Origin of the sequence: Solimicrobium silvestre (assembly GCF_002976435.1) — a bacterium.
Lineage (GTDB): Bacteria > Pseudomonadota > Gammaproteobacteria > Burkholderiales > Burkholderiaceae_D > Solimicrobium > Solimicrobium silvestre.
This window is the reverse complement of the sequence record NZ_PUGF01000010.1, coordinates 47,482-70,983: the sequence shown is the minus strand read 5'-3', so window position 1 is coordinate 70,983 and position 23,502 is coordinate 47,482. Positions and strand designations below refer to the sequence as shown.

Sequence of the window (23,502 nt, the reverse complement as noted above, 5' to 3'; positions counted from 1 at the left end):
TTTTAATTATTGAATTAAATCGGTATTGGCTGGAATGGTAATACAGGCACAAACCCCACCCCCATCATTTTCTTCCAGACTTAATGACGCATGGTCATCATAAAGCTGCTTTAAACGTTCGCGAATATTGGCAAGACCTATGCCAGTTCCAGAAGTAATTCCCGAAAAACCCAAACCGTTATCGCTAACCGTCAGCACAAGCCTTTCTTTGCCTTTAAGGCCTATCTTTTGAGCAAGAACTGAAATATACACCGGACCTTTTTTAAGTTCAATCCCGTGCTTTACCGCATTTTCTACCAATGAAATAAGCATTAATGGTGGAATAAATTGCTCAGCTAATACCGGATCGCAGTACACGTCAAAGCTAAGCCGGGGAATTCGGAATTTAATGACGCCTAAATAGGCGCGAATAGCTTGCAATTGCGCACCTAATTTAACCTGCGCGCAAGAACCGTCATTACGTAATTGAGGAATAGTAGCGCGCAGATATTCCACCAAATTGTCGATAATGGCAACACCCATTTGCGGGTCGCTAAGTATCGCTGACCTGACGCCGGATAAGGTATTGAATAAAAAATGCGGTTCGATCTGACTGGCTAATACGGACAAACGTAGTTCCGCTTCATTGCGTTCTTTTTTGTAGAGTGTTAAACGCTGTTCGACTAGCGCGTCTTTCATTGCGCGGCGTTGTCGAAAATAGGCAACCACATCCAGACCTCCACCTAACCATGAAAAAAACAATATAACTAAGAGATAATTTAAGATAGCCAGAGTAGGATTTTTCTTTAAATTATTATGCGTATCAATTTGAATACCGACAGAAACATCCGTTTTCCTTTTTAAATTCAAGTCCTGCTGATGTTCTGCAAAATATTTTTTCTCATAAAAATTGCCAATTCGATTTAATGTCACTGCGATGACTATCCCCAAAATTACAGCTGCAACAATTCCCATTCCAATTCTTTTTTCAGGCCAATCCCGTTTAGAAATTAGCACGGCCAACCAACGTCCCAGCAATAACGCTACGGCTACCGATCCCCAGACGAGTGCCATTGACAACGTAAAGGAAAAAGTAACATCCTCTATCGGCATCAATATACAAACAAAGGTCAGCAGTAATGCGAGTAAAAACATCGGCAAAAGGTACGACATTGCGCGATATTTAAACCACGTTTGACTAAATATAGGGTACTGCTGCGCACGCGCTCCCCAACCACCGTATTTGCCTAAAATTTTACTAGGCAGTGGGTTATCCGCAGAGATAATTGATGTTGATTGTTGGTCCATGTCGCTTTCTATCTATCATCAAACTTTTTATTAATTCCAAATTCTTAAGTGATGAAGTCTAAAGGAATTACTTTAATTATTTTCAATTTGCGACGAATGCCTTTCTTTTGGCATTGAAATAGCAAAATCAGAGATTATTCTGGTTCGAAATAAACAATGCAGCATATATAAAAACACAATATATTAAAAAAATTAGTTTATTATTCATGGCCCCTGCAATTCAAACAAAAAGGATTTTATGACGAATATCAATACCAAGGCCACATCCAGTCCGCCAGATCAACACCCTCAGACTTGGCGTGCCGTGATTTCATCGTCAATAGGCAATGCGCTGGAATGGTTTGATATTCTCATTTACGGAGCCTTCGCCGTTACGATTGCCAAATTATTTTTTCCCACCGCAGACCCCACCGTTTCGCTGATGATCACCTTTGCGACTTTTGGCGTTTCTTTTTTTATGCGCCCGCTCGGCGCCATTATTCTTGGTACGTACTCTGACCGAGTTGGACGCAAAGCCGCATTAACGCTGTCCATTTTATTGATGATGGTCGGAACATTCCTCATCGCTGTCATGCCGACCTACAATTCCATCGGCCTGTGGGCACCCGCCGGCATTGTATTAGCGCGTCTGATTCAAGGTTTTTCTGCAGGCGGTGAATTCGGTAGTTCAACCGCTTTTTTGGTGGAACACGCTCCGCATCGGCGTGGTTTTTTCTCTAGCTGGCAAGTTGCCAGTCAAGGTTTAAGCATGTTATTAGCAGCCCTGGCCGGTGCAGTATTGTCGTCACAGCTAACAGTAGAGCAGTTAGAAAGTTGGGGCTGGCGCTTACCCTTTATTTTTGGCCTGTTAATTGGCCCAGCCGGTTTATATATCCGCCAGCATTTGGAAGAATCGCCAGAGTTTACCGAGGCTGACGCAACAAGTACCCCGCTGCGCGACATTCTGGCACAGCAAAAAGAGCGGCTCTTAATCGGCTCCGGCTGCGTCGTAATGGCCACCGTGTCTGTCTATACCATTCTCTACATGCCGACTTATGCGGTTAAACAATTAAAAATGACATCAACTGAAGCATTTAGCGCGACGATGTTAGCTGGCGTAATCATGATGCTGCTCTCCCCTTTCATTGGTCACTTCAGCGATAAATATGGCCGAACCCCGTTTATGCTCGCGAGTAGCGTTTTATTTGCATTGCTAACTTACCCCTTGTTTCACTTTTTAACCCTTAATCCTAGCTTTGCCAATTTACTAATGGTGCAAGCGATGCTGGGATTATTAATGACGATGTATTTCGCCGCAATGCCGGCCCTACTGTCCGATATCTTCCCCGTACAAACTCGCGGCACTGGGATGTCACTCAGCTATAACATCGGGGTAATGATTTTTGGCGGTTTTGCTGGAATGGTGATTACCTGGCTGATTGCCGCGACCAAAAACAATCTGGCGATCTCTTTCTATGTCATTGTCGGCGCAGTAATCAGTATTATTGCTACGTTGGCAGCGCGTTATCGGTTGCGTTTGCGATAACTATTTTCCTGCTAACTTCCTGCGATCCTCCTATAGAGCGCGCACAATTTATAGAAATTTTCAAAAAACTAAATTAGAATAAACACTCCAACCCAGCTATTTTTCTCGCATAACTCACAAAGCTAAGCGGTAGAATCACCCGCTTTGTGAGCGCTCTGCTCAACTCTTTTGAAAGTTATGCATGAATAATGTCGTTATTAGCGGTACTGGGCTATATACGCCGCCGTTTTCCATCTCTAACGAAGAATTAATTGTTTGCTTTAATAGCTACGTTCAGCAATTTAATACTGAGCATGCCGCCGCTATTGTCGCTGGCGAAGTCGTCGCCTTAGAAGAATCCAGCGTTGGATTTATTGAAAAAGCTTCCGGCATTAAATCGCGTTACGTGGTTGAAAAAACCGGTGTACTTGACCCAAACCGCATGGTGCCGCATATCCCGGAACGCTCCGACGACGAGCCTTCCATCATGTGTGACATGGCCGTCGCCGCTGCACAACAAGCCTTGGCACGTGCCGGACGAACAGCAAGTGATGTTGACGCCGTCATTGTCGCTTGCAGCAATATGCAACGCGCTTACCCAGCGATTGCCGTTGAAGTACAAACCGCCTTAGGTATTGATGGCTATGGCTATGATATGAATGTGGCCTGTTCATCGGCCACTTTCGGAATTCAAGCGGCAGTCAGTGCGATTCAAAGCGGACAGGCGCGCGCCGTGTTAGTGATTAACCCTGAAATTACCAGCGGCCATTTAAATTGGCGCGACCGCGACAGCCACTTTATTTTTGGCGATGCCTGCACCGCTATTTTGCTGGAACGTGCTGATTCAGCGACATCCAAACATCGCTTTGAGATCGTCGGACTCAAACTCAAAACACAATTCTCCAACAATATCCGCAACAACTTTGGCTTCTTGAATCGCGCCGATGAGTCCGGCATTGGCAAGCCAGATAAATTATTTAAGCAGCAAGGCCGCAAAGTATTTAAAGAAGTCTGCCCAATGGCTGCTGCCACCATTACTGACACAGTGCAAAAAGCTGATTTAACGATAGAGCAAATTAATCGGTTCTGGCTGCATCAAGCCAATCTGAATATGAATTTACTGATTACCCGCATGATGTTGGGTCGCGATGCAGCACCAGAAGAATCACCGACCATTCTGGATACTTACGCCAATACCTCTTCCGCCGGGTCTATCATCGCATTCCATACACATCAAGATGATTTACCGGCTGGCGCACATGGCGTCATTTGTTCATTCGGCGCGGGCTATTCAATCGGTTGTGTGGTGGTGAAGAAGCTGTAAGCATTCAATTAGTTTCTGTGATGCCTGGTTAAAATTGGACAGGCATCACCAGTAACACGTACTAGATTCAACGCAAAGCAAACTTCCCTAGATTAAAAACATCAACACTCTGGAGATCATGATGAATATCATTAAATGGTTGTTCGGTATTTTGGTTCTGGTAGTTTTAGCTGTGGTTGTGCTGGTATGGAGTTTGCCGAATGAATACAACGTGTCACGCAGCGTTGTCATCAATGCTCCCGCAGCAAAAATCTACCCCATGATTGCCATCACCAAAGAATGGAAAAACTGGTCGGTCTGGAATCAACGCGACCCGGCCATGCTAATGACGTATAGCGGTCCAGCCAGTGGCGTAGGAGCCGAATGGCGCTGGGAGAGCAAAAGCCAGGGCAACGGCAGCATGAAGTTTTTGGATGTAGTACAAGATCAAAAAATTGTCTATGAACTCAGCTTTGAAGGTATGGGCAAACCCTCCAGCGGCAAGTTACTGCTCACGCCAGAAGGTAATGGCACAAAAGTCACCTGGACCATGCATGGCAACGCTGACGGCAATTTAAAAATGCGTTTATTTGGCGCTGTGATGGACAAAATGGTTGGGCCGGATTTTGAAGCTGGGTTAGCCAATTTGAAGCGGAATGCTGAGCACAAATAGAAATAATTCGTTCATCCCATCACCTCCCGCGCTGACTACGAATACTATGCAACCCGCAATCGTTCCAAGTCCTGCAATTGGGCAATCACGTTCGCATCGTATTGCAGCTTCTCTGCAGCGGGAATCACTAGCGTTGTATGTTGTTTCAAACTGGCTTGCGGCAGATCACCGAGGCGAATCTTTTCAGCACGCGTCTGTTCAAGCGCATGGGTGGCTGCTTCATACAGTATCACCTCGTGATCAAGCGAATAGCTGCGGGCGAGTTTGTCGACGATGATCTGCAAATGCGCAGGTTCAGTGTCGAAACGCTTCAAGGTCAGGTCACCGCAGATCCCGATTTGCCAGATCACGAATAACGCAGTAGGGTCGACGACCCGCTGAAAGATCATGAACTGGGTGGCTTCCATGGATTGCATGCCGGTACTGCCGGGATCAATCCCGAGGTCAGCGACCAGACAATCCAGTGCAGAAATGCCGGGCTCCATATGCGCCGCAAAACCTTCAGCTCGCGCATCAGCGATTGCCATGTGTGAGATACAAGCAAAAATTCCAGGATGACCATAAAACGCCGCGCATACGCGCTTACCGGCACGCACTTCGTGCAAAATGGTGTCCGCCATGCGGCGATAAGTATCGCGCCGGGTTTTACCATCGATTTTAGTGTCTTCGTAATGATCCAGAATACAGACGAATTCCTTGGCTACGCCTTTTAACCACTCCCGCGTAAAAATATTTGGCACCGCAGCAAACACGATATCAAACGATTCTATATAGCTTTTGGACAATGGCGTTAATTGCCCCGCCATGCGCATGCCAGTACCGACACACACTAATTTACCTGCTTGTTTCTGGATCATTACAACATCTTTATAAAATAAAATTTACGCTGAAGCGCTATTACGTCCGCCAGATTTCGCTTGATAGAGCGCTTTATCTGCTACCAACAAATTTGCGTAATGGGCGCTAATATTTTGAACGTCTTTATCAATAAATTGTGATATTACTATCACTGGGGACTCATCACGGGGATCCATACCAAGCAATTGTGCGACTTGCGCTTTATCGCCGGAAAGCATCGCTTGCTGCTCGATATGTGATAAACCAAAATCGCTCATCGCCTCTACGGGGGCTTGTTCATGTGCGTCACAGGCATTGGCATCTTGATCAAGGTAATTCAGATAATCTAGTAGTTTAGGTATCATTTCCGGCACTCCATGATATTGATTGAAAGAAAGTATTCTATAGCACTTTTATTAAAGATCGAACGAGAAGTTTCATTTTTTCACTTATTTTGCAACACCAAATCTGACAACCACACAGGTTCACGATAAAGTTTTTGCCAGCCGCGTTATGCACATGCCGATTCCTACATGCACTAATTTACCCGCCTGTTTTGGGATTATCACAACATCTTTATAAGATAGGACTTACGCAGGTGGCGTATGATGCTGGCGTCTTGTAGGGGCATCCCTTGTGGGTGCCCTCGTCAATCAACCAAGGGTACCCACAAGGGGCACCCCTACGCAAACCTATCCCAGCTTCGCAAGTCCTAGAAGATAAAATTTACGCGGAAACGCAATTACGCTCGTCAGATTTCGCTTGATAGTGAGCTATATCCGCCGTTCCCATTAAATTAGAGACTACAACGCAATTACGCCCTTCCGATTTCGCTTGGTAGAGCGCTTTATCCGCCGCTTCCAACAAAGTCGAAAATTGACGATTATCATTCTGATCGATGCACGCAATACCAAAACTCGCGCTCAACGGAAATTGAAAGCCACATGGCTCGGCATCAATCGCGGCGATCGCGGCACGACAACGTTGCGCCAGTTGCCAAGCCATTTCGACGTCGGTGTTGGGCAGGCAAATCGCAAACTCCTCGCCGCCGAGACGTCCGAATAAATCACCGTCGCGCAATTCGGCGCTGACGGTTTGACAGACTTTGATCAAAACCCAGTCACCGACAGGATGACCAAAACTGTCATTGATTCGTTTAAAGAAATCCATATCAAATAAAATAAGGCTGACAACCTTGTTACGCACACTGACAACCTCCTCGGCGGACGTCATAAAATGGCCGCGAGTGCTGATACGGGTAAGACCATCAATTTGCGTCGTGCGCCGAAAAAAATTCTTTTGCAGTATGACTTTCCACAAATACAGGCCAAGCGCCGTTGCAACAACCATTACCAGCGCGATGATGAGCCATAGATTCTGACTATTTTTTTTCTCCAACTGTTTTTCTATCGCCAGAATTTTATTTTGCTTCTCAAGCAAAGCCACTTGATTCGACTGATCCTGCATACTGAATTTAACGCGCTGGTAGGCGACATTTTTTTGAAACTGTTCATCCAGCAAAGCATTTTTTTGAGCCAGCGCCTTCTCCGCGTAACCGAGCGCAGCCGAGTACTGGGCTTGAGCTCGCTTGATCTGTGCTAGCGTCTCTAAAGACTTTTCTGTCTCCTGAGCCAGTTTTTGTTCTGTGGCGTGCTGATAGGCTAAGTGCCCATATTGTTCAGCCGCGACTAGCCGCCCAGTAAGCAGATAAGCGCGCGCCAATCCGTCTTCTAAACGAGAAACATAATCGGTGTGCATGGATGAAGGAAATGCACGTAACGCCGTCAGACCAGCATTAATGCCGCTCTGGTACTCCTGATTGTCAATTAAATCTATCGCTGCAAAGGAGTGAACAATCTGAGAAACATAGGTTCGGCCATTTTTATCGCACAAATCTACGGCTTCCCGCATTTGCTCACGCGCCAAAGAACGCTGCTTTAGCATCATATAAATTTCTACACGATCAGCGCTGGCAATACATTTCGCCGATAAATCCTGATTTAGCAGCGGTAAATCATACATTCGGTTGGCGTAACTTAATGCTTCGCTATATGCATACAGGGAATTGAGCAGGGTGACCGCCGCCTGCAAAGAAGTTATTTTCGCTATCGTATCAGTGACACGCGGGAGTAGGGCAATACTGGTATTCATGGCATCCAATGCCCGCTCATACTCACCTAGGGCTGCGTAGGAAGTCGACAAGTGATACAGAAATTTAGATTTAATATTGGGGTCTTGCACCCTATCGATAAACCCGTTGAGGTAGGCGACACGCTCATGATGTTGGTTAAAAAAACCTAGCACCGAGGATTTTAATATTAGAAGATGTATTACTTGTGGCGGGCTGAAATGGGCTTGAGCCGATTCCAACACCGCCAATGCAGCACGCGCTTGTTGAGGGTCGCTTTTTAATAATTCTCCGACTCGCGTGAGTTCTTGTTCAATATCTATATCGCTGGTTGCATATGCACTAAAATGGCAGCCCAATAAGCTGATCAGCAGCGTTAATGCGATCAAGAATCTCATATCACCTCACTTAACTGCGTGCAATTCTCCACAGTAATCACATGGCGGAAAACATTGATACTTCTATTGATGGTAATTGAGCGCTACTAATGCCAAGCACTTTTGCAACCTGTTCTTTATCACCGGATTGCACCACTTGTTGCTCTTCAGTTGACAAACCAAACTCAGTCATCGCCTGTTGAGGATTTTGTTCATGCGTTGTACGGGCATCCGCGTTTTGATCAAGATGATTCAGATAGTCTAGCAGTTTAGGCATAATATTCTTGCGTCTCAGGTTGAGTTAATCAGGTTGTCAATATTGGTTCAAAGCAAGCATTCTATGTCACTTTTACCAAAGAAGTAACAAGATGTTTCATTTTGTTCACACTATTCGCGACATCGGATATGGGAGTCCTACCTGGACACATTGCCTCCCCTCCTCTTTATGCCAATGCATAAAATCCATAACGTTTTTTGCGTAAACACCGTCCAGATTCTCATCCTGACAAAAAATACCAATAGCCACTTACCCAACCCTACATTATTCAGGTCGTTAAAGGCATCAACACTACTTTTTAACGTCGTGGAAGGCAGTATGAATATTAATCAATACTGCGCCGTCTAGAACTACCCTACTACCAGATAACAAAAGCAGCTCGTCGAACTCCTCAACATTATTGAATTGACTAACATGGGCATAGCCAATATTTAAATACTGCTGTAATCTTTACAGAAAGTTTTAATTTAGCAACTTACCGCTCGATTGGCTCTGTTAACGATGCAAAAGCGCAGCAATTTATGAGTGGCGAAAATCGACACAAACCAGCTTTTGACGAAAATTACTTATCCGATGCAGCCTGATGTTGGATTAATTAATTTCAAAAACTATAAATAGGAAATTCAAGCAATGAGTAAACTTATTGTGCAAAGACATAAGGCGATATGGCAAGACGCCGCGCGTGATTATGTAATTTTGGTTGACGGGAAGGAATTGGGTAGAGTTGGAAATGGTTCTGAAATAGAAATCCAAATCAAACCAGGAACACACACGGTTCAATTAAAAATTGACTGGTGTCGATCTCCAAAGATAACCATAACTGTTGCAACGGAACAGGCCATAACTCTTGATTGCGGACCAAACAGCACCCCGTTGCTCGCTTTAATTTACATTATTTTCCTAAGAAAAAACTACCTTTGGCTACGCGCTAATTAATGAAATCTCATGATATGAGTATTGTTTAATAGTCGTAATTCAACACATAGCAGCCTGTCACAGCTTGAATCAATTAGTTTTATAAATAAAGACACGGGGAGCGAAATTGCACTTCAATACAGGTAAAAAGCAACGCAAAGCAAACAATGGAATTTTCATTGGAATTGTGTCAGTCATATTCATTTTTTATTTATTAGGCTCATTCTTTACAGGGCACGTTCAATTAATTGCGCTTTGTATTTACGCCGCAGTAAGTATTATTTCGTTCATCGCGTACTACGCCGATAAAAATGCTGCGGAACGTGGCACGTGGCGCATTCAAGAAAACACCTTGCATATGATGGCACTTTTGGGTGGTTGGCCAGGTGCGTACGCGGCGCAAAGAATTACACGCCACAAAACTATTAAAGAACCTTTTCAGAGTATTTTCGTCGTAAGCGTTATCCTAAATATTCTCGGTTTTATTTTGTACTCGTCACCTACCGCTTCAAGTGCAATTTTAGGATTAATGGGACGGATATAGGTGGGAATTTAATATTGCGTCAACGAATAACAAAACCCAAAGTTACCTTCAACTCTGCAGGGAACATGATTTAAAAACCTCCCTTCTGGCTCGTCAGGGCGACGTTTTCAAGAGGGAACAAAGTTCAAAATACCAGGACCACTATTTATGAAATCAATTTTAATTATTTGTTTAATTTATGTGCTGATGTGTTCTCATGCGGATGCACAAGTTTGTCCGGACACAGCTACTTATAAGCAGGCAAGAGCAGTCATTCAGGATATGGATCGCATCCTCGCGCCAACCGGAATACAGGAAGCCTACAAAACCAAGATCGGAGGAATTGATCAATGGCTTAATGTAAGAGGTCAGGACAAAGAGAACCCCATCATTCTTTTTATTCATGGCGGGCCAGCCGCACCGCTGACTCCAGAAATATGGCAGTTCCAACGACCAATTGAAGAATATTTTACTGTCGTGAACTGGGACCAGCGGGGTGCCGGAAAAACTTTCGGTGAAGTAGATCCGGATTCAATCAGTGACAGCATTCATATCGCTAACTATGTCGATGACGCGATAGAGGTCGCCGAGCATATCAGAAGTAAATATCACAAAAATAAAATCATTCTGATGGCCCATAGCTGGGGAACCATTATTGGCCTGAACGCCGCACTGAAGCGCCCAGACCTGTTCTACTCCTATGTAGGAATCGGACAAGTTATCAACACAAGAGATAACGAACGAATCAGTTTTGACTACGCGCTCGAGCAGGCGAAGGCGCATAAAAATACCGTCGCAATCAATGAACTTGAATCGATTGCGCCCTATCCAGGAGATCAGCCTATCACGCGCGACCGTATCATCACCGCCAGAAAATGGGCGCAATTTTACGGCGGGTTGAGTGCGTATCGTGAAAATTCTGATTATTATTTCAAAGCCCCGCTACTCTCTCCCGATTACGACGACAGCGATAGATGCGCAATAGATAAAGGCAACATGTATACATTGGGTAGAATCCTGCCGGAATTCCTCAATGTTGACTTAACCGGCATTCACTCTTTCCCCATTCCTGTTGTGATGTTCATGGGACGCCATGACTACACAACGCCAACGATGCCTACCGCCATCTGGCTGAAAAAAGTAAAAGCGCCGTACAAGGAAGGTGTCTGGTTTGAGCGTTCTTCTCACATGATTCCATGGGAAGAACCCGGCAAAATGCTGGTGAGCCTGCTGAAATACGTGCGCCCACTCGCGGCAGACAGCACGAAGCGGTCTAATTAAAAAATTTGGATTGATTTTTGATTACTGAATCTTACAAATTTTTTAACACACTGATATCTTTTTAAGGCAAAGTGTTGACATGGAGAAACTTTAATCCAAGCTACCGCGCTGTTAATGCTTCACGCTTTGCGTGAATTGTTCAGCATTTCCTTAACCTTATACTTATACAAATTCTATTCAAATGTTTAAAATTTTTAGTTTTTTAAAAAGCGGAAGTCGCACCGATAACGTGCCTGATTTAGCCAATAATCAGATTCAGGAAAAAGTTGCTCGGGACTTGGACGTCAAAAGTGCTGTGTTAGCGCATGAAAATTGGAAGTTAAGACTAACAGCCTATTTGTCAGATCAATCTACAGAAAATTTGCGCCCTGAAGTCATTTGCTTTGATGATCGCTGTGATTTAGGTAAGTGGTTACATGGTGATGCTAAACAATGCTTTGGAGATCACCCCCGATTTCAATCGTTAGTTGGTGAGCATAAAAATTTTCATTATCACGCGTCCAATGTCGTTAGCTTAAAAATGCAAGGCAAAAAGGAAAAAGCGGAATTGTTACTTAATTCTGAGTTTCAGAAATGTAGCGAACGAGTTATTTCCATGCTCAATGAATTGGGCGATGAAACGGTTGTGGCGCAATAAGCCGATTCTGCTCAATACGCGACCTACAAAATTTGTGATTGCGGTAATGATAAATACCCTGAGTAGGATGATCGGGTGAATACATCATCCACTAAAGGTAATCGCATGAAGTAGTAGATTGCCAGTCCCAACAACGTGCCGAGGTAATTCAGATTCGATCCTGCCTTCAGGCACTTGTTGGCGACGCTTACCCGTCTAGTGCTGACATTGCTGAGCTTGCTGGTTGAGTACACTTCAGCTTGCATTGTTATAAATGCAAAAATACAATTCAATAGAATATGTTCGCACGAACTATGCTGAGCATTGCACTTCAATCCAACAAGCTGTATAAAAACACAGTGCATTTTGCGCGCTCCCTGCTATACTAGCGCCTCCGATTAACCTGCTTTTACCATCACACCTCTGCATGTCGACCAAAAAACCTGCTGCAAATCCGGCCGCTTATAGCGAATCCTCTATCCGTGTTTTGAAAGGCTTAGAACCCGTTAAACAACGGCCAGGGATGTACACCCGGACTGAAAACCCACTGCATATTATTCAAGAAGTGATTGACAATGCTTCGGACGAAGCCTTGGGCGGTTATTGTAAACATATCGTCGTAACACAAAACCCGGACGGCAGCGTGACCGTGGAAGACGACGGGCGCGGTATTCCGGTGGGCTTGCATCCTGAAGAACAGGTGCCTACGGTGGAGATCGTATTTACCCGTTTGCATGCGGGCGGTAAGTTTGATAAAGGCTCGGGCGGCGCGTATTCGTTTTCCGGCGGTTTGCATGGCGTGGGCGTATCCGTCACCAATGCACTTTCCAGCCGATTAGAAATCACCGTTTGGCGTGACGCTGGCGTGCATAAACTCACCTTTGCCGATGGCGATGTCATCGAACCGCTCACTTCGCAAGCGCAAACCCGTGGCGACAAAAAGGCTGGTACGCGCGTCACCATCTGGCCTAATCCTAAATACTTTGATACACCCAATATTTCACAAAGTGACTTACAACGGCTACTTCGCTCTAAAGCAGTGTTACTACCCGGCGTTAAAGTCACTTTGCACGCGCCTAAAGAAACCTTGGAATGGCAATACGAACAAGGCTTGCGCGGTTACTTAACTGAGTCGCTGACTAGCGAAACCTTAATTCCGCTGTTTGAAGGCGCGCAATACGCTACTGCTGACACTGACGGATTCGCCGAAGGTGAAGGCGCAGCTTGGGTCGTTGCCTGGTGTGAAGAAGGCAATGTGGTACGTGAATCTTATGTTAACTTGATCCCAACTCCAGCAGGCGGAACCCATGAATCCGGTTTGCGCGACGGTTTATTTGGTGCGATTAAAAACTTTGTTGAACTGCATGCGCTGCTGCCGAAAGGCGTCAAGTTGTTACCTGAAGATGTGTTTGCACGCGCTTCCTTTGTACTGTCAGCCAAAGTGCTTGATCCGCAATTCCAAGGCCAGATTAAAGAACGTTTAAATTCCCGCGATGCCGTGCGTTTAGTATCGACTTTCAGCAAATCTCCGCTGGAATTATGGCTAAATCATCACGTCGATTACGGTAAAAAACTCGCTGAACTGGTCATCAAACAAGCACAATCGCGTTTGCGTTCCGCCCAAAAAGTGGAAAAGAAAAAATCTTCCGGCGTGGCGGTATTGCCCGGTAAATTAACCGATTGTGAATCAACCGACTTAAGCCGTAATGAACTGTTTTTAGTCGAAGGCGATTCTGCGGGCGGTTCGGCCAAAATGGGTCGCGACAAAGAATTCCAGGCAATTTTGCCATTACGCGGCAAAGTGTTAAACACCTGGGAAACTGACCGTGACCGGCTGTTTGCCAACAATGAAATTCACGACATTGCAGTAGCGATTGGGGTTGATCCGCACAGCATGAACGACACGCCCGATTTATCCGGTTTACGCTATGGAAAAATCTGTATTTTGTCGGATGCCGACGTCGATGGTTCACACATACAAGTCCTGCTGCTCACCTTGTTTTTCAAGCACTTCCCCAAGCTGATCGAAACTGGCCACATTTGCATCGCCAGACCGCCATTGTTCCGCGTTGATGCACCACCACGCGGCAAAAAATTAGCGCAAAAAATTTACGCTTTAGATAGCGGCGAATTGATGGCAATTGAAGATAAATTGCGTAAAGAAGGCGCCAAAGATGGCAGCTGGAGCATTGCCCGCTTTAAAGGTCTGGGTGAAATGAATGCAGCACAATTATGGGAAACCACCATGAATCCGGACACACGCCGTTTGTTGCCGGTAGCACTCGGCGAAGTTGATCAGCTGGATTCCGAACTGCGCTTTACGATGCTGATGGGTAAAGGCGAAGCTGCAGCACGGCGCGCCTGGATTGAAGAGCATGGTAATGATGTTGAGGCGGATATTTAAAGCCGTACCGTCATTATCACGTAGGGTGGGCACGGGGTTGTGCCCACGCGTAACCGTTAATGAACAATGAAAAACAATGAAAAAATAGTAGCGAACATTTTTAATCGAACGTAACGCGTGGGCACGATAAACCCCTGCCCCCCTACCAGACCAACAGTTAAAAAACACCATGCCAGTACAAACCGATTTATTTAGTGACGACAGCAGCAAAAACGTTCCTCCGACGCCGCCGGTTCCACCCTCCCCTCCTAGCGATGACGAATCCATTACGCTGGCTAATTTTGCCGAGCGTGCTTATCTGGATTACGCCATATCGGTAGTAAAAGGACGCGCTTTGCCGGACGTCTGCGACGGACAAAAACCCGTTCAGCGGCGCATTTTATATGCCATGAATGAGCTCGGTTTATCTGCCACGGCCAAGCCGCGCAAATCGGCGTTAGTGGTCGGTGAAGTGCTCGGTAAATTGCATCCGCATGGTGACCAGTCGGTGTACGACGCTTTAGTGCGTATGACGCAGGATTTTTCATTACGCTACCCACTAATCGACGGCCAGGGTAACTTCGGTTCACGCGACGGCGACGGTGCTGCGGCGATGCGCTACACCGAAGCACGCTTAACTCCGATTGCCGGTTTATTGATGGACGAAATTGATTCCGGTACGGTCGATTTTCAGCCTAACTATGATGGCTCCAGCAACGAACCAAGATTGCTACCGGCACGTTTGCCGATGGTGCTATTAAATGGCGCTTCGGGTATTGCGGTTGGTTTGGCGACTGAAATTCCATCCCATAATTTGACTGAAATTGCACAAGCAGCGATTGCCTTAATTAAAAATCCAGCTCTCACGCACAGCGAGTTAATGGAAATTGTGCCCGGCCCTGATTTTCCTGGCGGCGGACAAATTATCAGCCCAACTGCCGCTATTTCCGACATCTACCTAGGTGGTCGCGGCAGCTTGAAAGTACGCGCCTGCTGGAAAATTGAAGAGTTAGCGCGTGGTCAGTGGCAAGTAGTTATCAACGAGCTTCCACCTGGCACATCCAGCCAAAAAATATTGGAAGAAATTGAAGAGTGCACCAACCCTAAAATTAAATTAGGCAAAAAAACACTCACGCCTGAGCAGCAAAATCTCAAGCAATTAATGCTGGGTGTGCTCGATACAATACGCGACGAATCCGGCCGAGACGCCCCGGTGCGTTTAGTGTTTGAGCCAAAATCTAAAAATCAAAGCAGCGCCGAGCTGATGCAAATCTTATTGGCGCACACCTCATTAGAAACCAATTCTTCCATGAATTTGGTGATGATCGGTGGTGATGGTCGTCCACGCCAAAAAGGCTTGCTGGAGATTATTTCCGAATGGGTGGCCTTCCGCTTTGTAACCGTAACCCGTCGCTCCGAATTTAAACTGAAAAAAGTAGAAGACCGGATTCATATTTTAGAAGGCCGGATTGCGGTTTTATTAAACATTGATGCAGTAATCCGCATTATTCGTGAATCGGATCTACCTAAACCAGCCTTAATCGAAGCGTTTAATTTATCGGACCGTCAAGCCGAAGATATTTTAGAAATCCGCTTACGCCAATTAGCGCGTTTAGAAGCGATTAAGATTGAACAGGAATTAGCCGCGTTACGTACCGAGCAAGCTGGCTTGCAGGATTTATTAGAAAATCCAGCTTCAATGAAACGTAAAATCATCAAAGAAATTGAAGTCGATCAAAAACAATTCGGCGACGCACGTCGCACCTTGATTGAAGTCGCACAAAAAGCCGTGATTGAGCAAAAAGTAATTGATGAACCGGTGACGGTGGTTATTTCACAAAAAGGTTGGTTACGCGCCCGTACCGGACACGGTCACGACGCAGCACAATTCACCTTTAAAGCCGGTGACACACTGCAAAGCACGTTCGAATGCCGTAGCGTGGAAAACTTGCTGGCGTTTGATTCCAATGGTCGCGTGTATTCGGTAGCGGTATCTGCCCTACCCGGCGCACGCGGCGACGGTGTGCCAATTACCAGCTTGATCGACCTGGCCAGCGGCGCGCGGATTTTGCATTATTTCGCAGGCGATGCAGCAACTATTTTATTGTTAGCAGGCACAGGCGGCATGGGCTTTACTGCCAGCGTTGCAGACATGACCGGGCGCATGAAGGCAGGTAAAGCCTTTATTAATTTTGACGCAGGCGATGAATTGTTAACGCCGAGCGTAGTTAAGCCAGACAGCAGCGCGATTGCCTGCTTGTCTGAAAAAGGTCGTTTATTAGTGTTTGGTTTAACTGAATGTAAGCACTTGGCCAGCGGCGGTAAAGGCGTGATTTTGATGGATTTGGAAGCTGGCGAAAAACTATTGGCTGTTCAAACCATTTCACAAAAAGGCGTGACCGTGTCAGGTATCGGACGCGCTGCCAAGCCACAAGAAGTCAGCTTATCCGCCACCAATTTAGCACCGCATATTAACAAACGGGCGCGTAAAGGGCGGGTATTGGAATCTAAATTGAAACCGGTGAGTTTAAAAGCGAATTAGGTTTTAGGGTATTCCAGCTACAAGCTACAACACCTTAGGCCAATGTGAGCTTGTGGCTGTAAGGCGGAATTGTGCTGCCAAGGGCCTGTTACTGAAATACGCCGACTGACTTCCTCCAAAGCTCGAATAGCCAGATGCTGGGTTTTCAACCCAGCTTCTGGCTAACTAATTACTCCGTATTGTTGCGATCAACTAATTAGGGAACAAGCGGTAACAAAACGCTACTCGCATTTTCACCGCCATAATAAACACTCTCAGTTGCTGACTTATAATCTTCTGCTTTCGCATTGAAAATATTGTCAACATAGGTTTGCGGGTTGCGATCATACAGCGGGAATAGGCTTGATTGGACTTGAATCATTATCTTGTGTCCTGGCAAAAAGACGTGATCAACATTAGGCAAACCAAATTTGTACTCCTCGATTTTTCCCGCGGTTAAACTTTGTGGTTTGTTAAATCCATGAACATAGCGACCGCGGAAAATCTCAATGCCAATTGGGAGTTCAAAGCCAGCCATGCTTGGTTTGGAACCTTGCTCTGCCGGTTCTGGTGACACGTTTGGAAAGACATCAATTAGTTTGACTACCCAATCACTATCTGTGCCAGATGTGGCTGCGAATAGATCGACTAAAGGTTCGCCCATAATATGAATTGGTTTGTCTAATGCTTGAGTTTTGTAGACTAATACATCCGGACGATCAGAGACAAAACGCTGATCATGCACCAGCCATGATTTCCAGCTTGTCTCATCACCCAAATTGACAGGCCGAGGTAAAAAGGGAACAGGTTTGGATGGATCGGAAACATAATCATTATGACCCGACGAATTGTCTGCCTTGAAGCTTGCACTGAAGTGTTGACCAAGATAGAGCGGCGTCATTGTCCCCATTGGCCATTTAGGCGATATATCCCAACGATTTAAACCTGTTGCATACGTAAGGACATGAGGCGTATGCGGATCGGACGCGCCTTTCAGGTAATGATCCAAAAACGGCTTCAAGTAGTTGACCCTAAATTCCAAGGCTGTGTCACCAGTGAAAGTTAGAGCTCCTAAACCATAACCGTAATGATTTGCACCTGAGTGTCGCCATGGGCCGATCACTAGCGTCACCATGTCGTTGTTCTTGTCTTTAGGTTTGATCGCTTTGTAGACCGCAGGCGCGCCATAAGAATCTTCCTGATCCCACTGACCTACGACTAACATCGTTGGCACAGTAAGCGGCCGTGCCGCCAGCCATTTATCAACGGCTTGCAATGACCAGAATTCTGTATAAGCCGGGTTTTGCAAAATTTTCTGCATGTTTGGGAAAAGATCGATTCCCCATTTTCGTGCATAGTCACCAGCTGATCCGCTTTCAAGATAGCGGGTGTAATCGTCTCCGACGCCAAACCCAACCTGCGCGCCAGCATTTGCTTTGTCCGTGCTTTGATCAACGATGAAATCCATCGTTGGGACACGGAAAGCACCATTATGAAAATCGTCATCGCCTATCCAGGTATCGACCATTGGACTTTGCGGAACAGCCGCTTTCAGTGCCGGATGCGGATTGATTAACGAGTTCAGCGTGGTGAAACCAAGATAGCTACTGCCAATAGTGCCGACTTTGCCATTGCTTTCCGGGACATTCTTAACTAACCAATCGATAGTGTCGTACGCATCTGTTGCCTCATCCACACCGGTATTGTTGAGTGGCCCGACAATTGGGCGAGCCATAACAAAGTCACCTTCAGAATTGTGCGTGCCACGAATATCCTGATAAACCCGAATATAGTTGTCTGCTACGAATTCAGCGTCCATTGCGGGCAGAATTTCAGTGATCAATTGACTTCTGGTGCGCGTGGTTGACGACTTGGCGTCATAGGGTGTGCGCGACAACAGTATTGGCCCTTTGGTGACATTTTTTTTCATGACGATAACGGTGTACAGTTTGGTGCCATCCCGCATCGGGATCATCTGAACACGTTTAACGTAGTCCGCTTCTGGTCGGACAAAATCATAGCTCGCTACGTCATCTGGCGAGATTGCGGTTAATTTGCTTTGGTTTGATTGCGCATAGGTGAAGGTGGTAGATACTGCCAACACGATAGATAACAGCACTTGTGCTTTGCATTTGGAGGATGACTGTTTCATTTTTAGATTTATTATTGAGCGTTTAAGTTATATTTTGGATTTACGTAAACTTGTTCCAGCAATGAACACCAACACGGACAGCGCGCATTGCAGCAAGGAAATTGTAATATAGCTTGGTCAATTTGCGGAAGTCTTAACGTTTGATGATTGGTCTGCATTGCTAGCGTTTGAGAGCTAACGTCAATCCATCGCTGATCGGCAGAAGTGATAAATCGATGCGCTCATCACGATGCAGTTTGATGTTAAATTTCTGCAAGGCAGTCGTGTCATCACTCGTTGATGGGGCGGCTACTTTTCCACTCCACAATGTGTTGTCGATGGCGATCAGTCCGCCCTTGCGTAGCAATTGCAGGCAGCTTTCGTAATATCCGTCGTAACTACATTTGTCCGCGTCAATGAATGCGAAATCATATTGACCAGACTCTCCTGCAGAAATACGCGCATCAAGTGTTCTTTGCGCTGGCGCCAATTGAAGATCAATTTTGTGGGCCACTCCGGCCTGCTCCCAAAACGGTTTTCCGATCCGCGTATATTCATCACTAATGTCGCATGCAAGTAACTTACCGTCATCGGGCAGCGCCAACGCTACGGATAACGCACTATAGCCAGTAAATACGCCTATTTCTATGGTGCGACGCGCTCCCAATAGTTTTACCAACATCGCCATGAACTGTCCCTGCTCTGGCGAAATCTGCATCTGCGCATACGGATGAGTATCCGTAGCGGCACGTAATGCCGTTTGCGCCGGATGTTCACGAATTGAGTGATCCAATATATATTGGTACAGAGTTTCATTAAGGTTCAGCGTTTTATTTGACATACATTTATCCTTTTAAATATAGGTAAGAAAGTTCAACGTACACGGCATATAAGACCTATCACCTAATTTTATTGGTTTGCGTTGTAAGCGCCTGAAAGCAAGGCCCATATCTACGGATTACCCTATAAAATTAATTGACAATATCAATTATTATGCACACATTAAATGACAATATCAACCATTTTTATAAAACTTTAACGGATGATTTGTTGGATTTGATTCACACCATCATGCACCAGTACTGATAATCGCAATATCAGATTCTGCGTGACGGGCCGTACCCATATGGAAAGCAGGCAGTCATGTAAGGTAAGGACGTGCGTGCCTTGTATGCATGGAGGGGCTAGCTCGATAGTTCTGAAAATAATGGTTCGATACCAAGCAAAAGAAATCACAATGCGCAGAATAAAAATACTGCTATTAAAGAGCTGGAAGATGACTGAATAAACGGCATCAAATCTACTTTAGAAAACTACGCCGATCATGCATCCAATGTTACTCGCCTAGCATAGTTATCAATGCCGCGAAAAGAACGTGCGCTGGATTTTTCGTTTGCGTCGCCCAAACTGGCGATGCCAGCCTTTAGCTTGCCGCTACCTCCATTGAAATGGCACATGAAATCAACATGAGAGTAGTTGCTGATGAAGTCGAGACTGCTGAGCAGCTGGAGTTCTTACGTATTAATGGCTGCGATATCGCTCAAGGGTATTTTTCAGTCGTCCACTTCCAATATCAGAGCTACAAACATGGCTTAACAAAAGAAAAGAAGCGTTGCTTGCAGAGGCAATTCAACAACGTAATTACTGAATAGCTACTTCCAATCCAATTCAAGCATTCCCAACTTCTATGTTGCAGCGTTTCATGGTTAAATATCCCCTACCAGAAAACGACATAGGCGAATAATCACGCATGTTATCCCTTCTTTTTTACGTTAATCATTCATGAGCGGCCCAACCACCGCCATTATTGTTGCTGACCCGGTTGCCCTCCTGCTTTCGGCTGCGGGGATTCGCGCAGCGATGGCTATCCGCCAGGGGTACGAAGATAGCGCCGCCTTAGCAGCTGAACATGCTGCGCAGCACGGCCAGATACTGCAAACCCAGCACGCCGCCAATCTGCAAGGGCAACAGGCTATGTTGCAACAATTAGCGCAAAGCGAAGCTGAATTTGCGCAGCTTAGTCAGTTAGCCGACAGCCTTGGTGCTTCCGAACGGATACTGGCGGGCCGCCCGACTCGTCCTGACACTACTAATGACAATGACGCGGCACTGATCTCGTATCTGCGCACGCTGCAAAGTTATAGCGCCGAATTAAAATCGATTTTACTGACTGAATCTGCCCGCCTAATGGGTAGCACGGGCAGCGATGAGACTCCAGCTTTTCAGGAATTTGCCAACTTGGCTGCTAGCGAAGTAGAGCCAGAATCGGATGCAGTAATGCAAACCGCGGCGCGCCTGTTAGCGCGCATCGCTCACTTGGGCGCATTACCGCAGCAAATCCAACAATTAGCGCAGCAATTGAATCGTAATCTGCCAACCGAGCGCGCAGAGCTACTCACTTCCGAATTGCGCCGACAAATTCAACTACATCTGGAACAAACCCAGCAACAGCAGGTGCAGGAGGCGACTGCTCTGGTACTGCAACAGTCGCTCAAAGATTTGGGGTATCAAGTGGAAGAATTCAGTTCTACCTTGTTTGTAGAAGGCGGCGTAGTACATTTCCGGCGGCATGACTGGGGCGCCTATATGGTGCGGATGCGCATTAATGAAGCCACCGGCACGGCCAATTTCAATGTAATTCGCTCGGTAACGAATGCCAGCAACGAACGCAGCGTGCTCGATCATTTAGCAGAAGACCGCTGGTGCGCCGAATTTCCTGCGTTGTTAAAAGCATTGGAAGCATGCGGCTTAGGATTAAATGTCACACGCCGTTTAGAGGCGGGCGAATTGCCGGTGCAATTAGTGAATAAAGATTTGCTGCCGCAGTTTGCCGAACATGAAGACGCTCGCACTTCTGCGCCCTTATTATCACGAGAGATTCCGCTATGACTCTTCCCTTACCGCGCTGGCAGCTTGATCTGGAACGGCTGCTTCCGATCCGTTCACAATTTGTGATTTCCGGCAGCATACACGACAGTTTTTTAGCAGCCACCGATAGCGGAGCTACATTGGTGCCGTTCATCCGCGCCTTATGGGAATCCCTCAAAGCGCGTGACTATCAATTTTTACTGATCTACGACCCGACCGATGGCGTGCGCGTTTATCCCGATGAACTGGCGGCGCGTGAATCGGCTGAAAAATTATTTGATGTAAAACTCAAAACCGGCAATCAGATCGTAAGTTTGGAAACGCTCACTAACATCATGAAAAACCTGGTGTCGCAACGCGAAGCGCGCTGTGCGTTGGTGATTGATTTTGCCTCGCGCCTGAGTCGCGAAGCCGCGCATTTGAGTGAAGCCGAATATCGCTTTTTTATCGCGGCAGAAAAATTGGCGCTGACCTCCAGCCCTATCGTCACGCTGAATGCCGCCAACCGCGTTGGTGAGCACCAGCGCCCACTCTACAACCCGGTGCTGTGGCTGGTAAATCGCGCCCAAGATTTACCCACTTGGTACACGCTGGACAACGAACGCATCGCCAGCTTAGCGATAGGCAAACCCGATTACGAAACCCGCCATGCCAGCGCCCAGCAATTAGCACCTTTATTTGCTGGTTATAGCGTTGCCAGTACCGCAGCGCAAACGCAGTTTTTAAACCGCTTTGCCGAAGGTTCGGAAGGCATGAGTTTAACGGCGCTGTCAGACATTACCGAGCTGGCCGACCGGCAACTACTCGGCATCAGTGACATTGATGATGCGGTACGCTGCTATCAGTTAGGCGCGCTGGACAACCCGTGGCGCAAAGATTATTTACGCGAAAAAATCCGCGACGCACTGCCCTTTATTGAGGAGCGAGTTAAAGGTCAGCATCCGGCGGTGGTGAAAACGCTGGATATTTTAAAACGCTCGGTGATGGGCTTGACTGGCGCGCAAGCCAAATCAAGCGGCAGCCGTCCACGTGGCGTGCTGTTTTTTGCAGGACCTACCGGTGTCGGTAAAACCGAGTTGGCCAAGACCTTAACGCAACTGGTGTTTGGCGACGAACGCGCTTATCTGCGCTTTGACATGAGCGAATTTGCCGAGCAGCACAGCGGTGCGCGCTTACTAGGTGCGCCGCCCGGTTATGTCGGTTTTGATGCCGGTGGTGAGTTGACCAATGCGGTACGAGAAAAACCATTTTCGGTGGTGCTGTTTGATGAAATCGAAAAAGCCCACCCGCAAATTCTGGATAAATTTTTACAGATTCTGGAAGACGGCCGCCTTACCGATGGCCGTGGCGAAACCGCCTATTTTTCTGAAACAATTTTAGTCTTCACGTCTAACTTAGGGGTGTTTGTAGAAGACCGCCAGGGCGTGCGCCAACAGCAGGTAAAAGCCGACGATCCGTATGAACTGGTAGAGACAAAAATCCGCAGTTCGATTGAAGATTATTTCAAATTCAAACTGGCGCGGCCGGAACTACTCAACCGCATAGGTGACAACATTGTGGTGTTCAACTTCATCACGCCAGATGTCGCGGAACGTATTTTTGACGGCATGTTAAAAAATATCGCACGGCGTTTGTATGAGCAATTCAAACTGCAATTAAGCATGCCCTCCACGGTACGTAGCGCCTTGCTGGAACGCTGTGTGCGTGATCTTTCCAATGGCGGACGCGGCATAGGTAATGCACTGGAAGCGGCGTTTATCAATCCGCTTTCACGTGCTTTGTTTGAACATGATCTGGATGGTCGCCAGCGGCTGGTGGTAAGCCAGTTGAGCGAGCAGGATAAAGTAATCGAATTAACGCTGGAAATATCGTGAACTA

Annotated in this window: 19 protein-coding genes; 12 read left to right on the top strand and 7 right to left on the bottom strand. The window is 46.4% G+C overall.

From position 1 onward, the window contains the following. Positions 1-6: 6 nt before the first annotated feature. Positions 7-1,287, bottom strand: a complete 1,281-nt coding sequence (locus tag S2091_RS11605; RefSeq protein ID WP_105531996.1) for a sensor histidine kinase — start codon at positions 1,285-1,287, stop codon at positions 7-9. Between the two features lie 238 nt (positions 1,288-1,525). Between S2091_RS11605 and S2091_RS11600 the strand changes: the two genes are divergently transcribed. The 3 genes from S2091_RS11600 (at position 1,526) to S2091_RS11590 (ending at position 4,767) form a co-directional block, all read left to right on the top strand. Continuing rightward, positions 1,526-2,812 (top strand): MFS transporter, encoded by a 1,287-nt coding sequence (locus S2091_RS11600; RefSeq protein ID WP_105531995.1) that lies wholly within the window; start codon positions 1,526-1,528, stop codon positions 2,810-2,812. A 181-nt stretch (positions 2,813-2,993) separates the two neighbouring features. Further along, a complete protein-coding gene (locus S2091_RS11595; RefSeq protein WP_105531993.1) occupies positions 2,994-4,115 on the top strand; it encodes a beta-ketoacyl-ACP synthase III in 1,122 nt (373 codons plus the stop codon). Between the two features lie 118 nt (positions 4,116-4,233). Then, positions 4,234-4,767 (top strand): SRPBCC family protein, encoded by a 534-nt coding sequence (locus S2091_RS11590; RefSeq protein WP_105531992.1) that lies wholly within the window; start codon positions 4,234-4,236, stop codon positions 4,765-4,767. Between the two features lie 44 nt (positions 4,768-4,811). Here S2091_RS11590 and S2091_RS11585 read toward each other — a convergent pair whose 3' ends face one another. The 4 genes from S2091_RS11585 to S2091_RS11570 form a co-directional block, all read right to left on the bottom strand. Beyond that, entirely contained in the window at positions 4,812-5,624 is an 813-nt protein-coding gene (locus S2091_RS11585; RefSeq protein ID WP_105531990.1) for an SAM-dependent methyltransferase, read from the bottom strand. A gap of 24 nt (positions 5,625-5,648) precedes the next feature. Next, positions 5,649-5,969 carry a hypothetical protein gene (locus S2091_RS11580; protein ID WP_105531989.1) on the bottom strand — a complete coding sequence of 107 codons (321 nt, stop codon included), beginning with the start codon at positions 5,967-5,969 and terminating at the stop codon, positions 5,649-5,651. A 361-nt stretch (positions 5,970-6,330) separates the two neighbouring features. Then, positions 6,331-8,130 carry a GGDEF domain-containing protein gene (locus S2091_RS11575; RefSeq protein WP_105531987.1) on the bottom strand — a complete coding sequence of 600 codons (1,800 nt, stop codon included), beginning with the start codon at positions 8,128-8,130 and terminating at the stop codon, positions 6,331-6,333. A 37-nt stretch (positions 8,131-8,167) separates the two neighbouring features. Beyond that, positions 8,168-8,386, bottom strand: coding sequence for a hypothetical protein (locus S2091_RS11570; RefSeq protein WP_105531986.1), 219 nt, complete (start codon positions 8,384-8,386; stop codon positions 8,168-8,170). Between the two features lie 630 nt (positions 8,387-9,016). Between S2091_RS11570 and S2091_RS11565 the strand changes: the two genes are divergently transcribed. The 6 genes from S2091_RS11565 (at position 9,017) to parC (ending at position 16,646) form a co-directional block, all read left to right on the top strand. Then, entirely contained in the window at positions 9,017-9,322 is a 306-nt protein-coding gene (locus S2091_RS11565; RefSeq protein WP_105531984.1) for a hypothetical protein, read from the top strand. 106 nt (positions 9,323-9,428) lie between these two features. After that, a complete protein-coding gene (locus tag S2091_RS11560) occupies positions 9,429-9,845 on the top strand; it encodes a DUF1294 domain-containing protein (protein WP_165794978.1) in 417 nt (138 codons plus the stop codon). Between the two features lie 147 nt (positions 9,846-9,992). Then, positions 9,993-11,105, top strand: a complete 1,113-nt coding sequence (locus S2091_RS11555; RefSeq protein ID WP_105531980.1) for an alpha/beta fold hydrolase — start codon at positions 9,993-9,995, stop codon at positions 11,103-11,105. Positions 11,106-11,286: 181 nt separating this feature from the next. Next, complete coding sequence (locus tag S2091_RS11550; protein ID WP_105531979.1) at positions 11,287-11,742, top strand: CZB domain-containing protein; 456 nt, start codon at positions 11,287-11,289, stop codon at positions 11,740-11,742. 406 nt (positions 11,743-12,148) lie between these two features. Further along, entirely contained in the window at positions 12,149-14,125 is a 1,977-nt protein-coding gene (locus tag S2091_RS11545) for a DNA topoisomerase IV subunit B (protein WP_105531977.1), read from the top strand. A gap of 169 nt (positions 14,126-14,294) precedes the next feature. Continuing rightward, positions 14,295-16,646 (top strand): DNA topoisomerase IV subunit A, encoded by a 2,352-nt coding sequence (parC, locus tag S2091_RS11540; RefSeq protein ID WP_105531975.1) that lies wholly within the window; start codon positions 14,295-14,297, stop codon positions 16,644-16,646. 196 nt (positions 16,647-16,842) lie between these two features. On the opposite strand, the gene S2091_RS11535 is transcribed toward parC, so the two are convergent. Together S2091_RS11535 and S2091_RS11530 are read right to left on the bottom strand one after the other, a co-directional pair. Continuing rightward, positions 16,843-18,777 carry a CocE/NonD family hydrolase gene (locus S2091_RS11535; protein ID WP_105531974.1) on the bottom strand — a complete coding sequence of 645 codons (1,935 nt, stop codon included), beginning with the start codon at positions 18,775-18,777 and terminating at the stop codon, positions 16,843-16,845. Positions 18,778-18,937: 160 nt separating this feature from the next. Continuing rightward, positions 18,938-19,597: a class I SAM-dependent methyltransferase gene (locus S2091_RS11530; RefSeq protein WP_105531973.1), complete on the bottom strand. Its 660-nt coding sequence runs from the start codon at positions 19,595-19,597 to the stop codon at positions 18,938-18,940. A gap of 607 nt (positions 19,598-20,204) precedes the next feature. On the opposite strand from S2091_RS11530, the gene S2091_RS24790 reads away from it, so the two are divergent. From S2091_RS24790 to S2091_RS11515, 3 genes are all read left to right on the top strand, one after another. Continuing rightward, complete coding sequence (locus S2091_RS24790; protein WP_105531972.1) at positions 20,205-20,408, top strand: EAL domain-containing protein; 204 nt, start codon at positions 20,205-20,207, stop codon at positions 20,406-20,408. A gap of 130 nt (positions 20,409-20,538) precedes the next feature. After that, on the top strand, positions 20,539-21,645 hold the full coding sequence (locus S2091_RS11520) for a hypothetical protein (RefSeq protein ID WP_105531971.1): 1,107 nt from the start codon (positions 20,539-20,541) through the stop codon (positions 21,643-21,645). Continuing rightward, positions 21,642-23,498, top strand: a complete 1,857-nt coding sequence (locus S2091_RS11515) for an AAA family ATPase (RefSeq protein ID WP_105531970.1) — start codon at positions 21,642-21,644, stop codon at positions 23,496-23,498. The genes S2091_RS11520 and S2091_RS11515 overlap by 4 nt, the downstream gene beginning before the upstream one ends. Positions 23,499-23,502: the final 4 nt, after the last annotated feature.

Excerpts from the sequence above, each read along its gene's own strand:
- S2091_RS11555 (WP_105531980.1), top strand. The coding sequence starts at position 9,993 with ATGAAATCAATTTTAATTATTTGTTTAATTTATGTGCTGATGTGTTCT.
- S2091_RS11580 (WP_105531989.1), bottom strand. The coding sequence starts at position 5,969 with ATGATACCTAAACTACTAGATTATCTGAATTACCTTGATCAAGATGCC.
- S2091_RS11565 (WP_105531984.1), top strand. The coding sequence starts at position 9,017 with ATGAGTAAACTTATTGTGCAAAGACATAAGGCGATATGGCAAGACGCC.
- S2091_RS11550 (WP_105531979.1), top strand. The coding sequence starts at position 11,287 with ATGTTTAAAATTTTTAGTTTTTTAAAAAGCGGAAGTCGCACCGATAAC.
- S2091_RS11600 (WP_105531995.1), top strand. The coding sequence starts at position 1,526 with ATGACGAATATCAATACCAAGGCCACATCCAGTCCGCCAGATCAACAC.
- parC (WP_105531975.1), top strand. The coding sequence starts at position 14,295 with ATGCCAGTACAAACCGATTTATTTAGTGACGACAGCAGCAAAAACGTT.
- S2091_RS11520 (WP_105531971.1), top strand. The coding sequence starts at position 20,539 with ATGAGCGGCCCAACCACCGCCATTATTGTTGCTGACCCGGTTGCCCTC.
- S2091_RS11605 (WP_105531996.1), bottom strand. The coding sequence starts at position 1,287 with ATGGACCAACAATCAACATCAATTATCTCTGCGGATAACCCACTGCCT.
- S2091_RS11595 (WP_105531993.1), top strand. The coding sequence starts at position 2,994 with ATGAATAATGTCGTTATTAGCGGTACTGGGCTATATACGCCGCCGTTT.
- S2091_RS11515 (WP_105531970.1), top strand. The coding sequence starts at position 21,642 with ATGACTCTTCCCTTACCGCGCTGGCAGCTTGATCTGGAACGGCTGCTT.
- S2091_RS11585 (WP_105531990.1), bottom strand. The coding sequence starts at position 5,624 with ATGATCCAGAAACAAGCAGGTAAATTAGTGTGTGTCGGTACTGGCATG.
- S2091_RS11545 (WP_105531977.1), top strand. The coding sequence starts at position 12,149 with ATGTCGACCAAAAAACCTGCTGCAAATCCGGCCGCTTATAGCGAATCC.
- S2091_RS11570 (WP_105531986.1), bottom strand. The coding sequence starts at position 8,386 with ATGCCTAAACTGCTAGACTATCTGAATCATCTTGATCAAAACGCGGAT.
- S2091_RS11590 (WP_105531992.1), top strand. The coding sequence starts at position 4,234 with ATGATGAATATCATTAAATGGTTGTTCGGTATTTTGGTTCTGGTAGTT.
- S2091_RS24790 (WP_105531972.1), top strand. The coding sequence starts at position 20,205 with ATGGCACATGAAATCAACATGAGAGTAGTTGCTGATGAAGTCGAGACT.
- S2091_RS11575 (WP_105531987.1), bottom strand. The coding sequence starts at position 8,130 with ATGAGATTCTTGATCGCATTAACGCTGCTGATCAGCTTATTGGGCTGC.
- S2091_RS11535 (WP_105531974.1), bottom strand. The coding sequence starts at position 18,777 with ATGAAACAGTCATCCTCCAAATGCAAAGCACAAGTGCTGTTATCTATC.
- S2091_RS11530 (WP_105531973.1), bottom strand. The coding sequence starts at position 19,597 with ATGTCAAATAAAACGCTGAACCTTAATGAAACTCTGTACCAATATATA.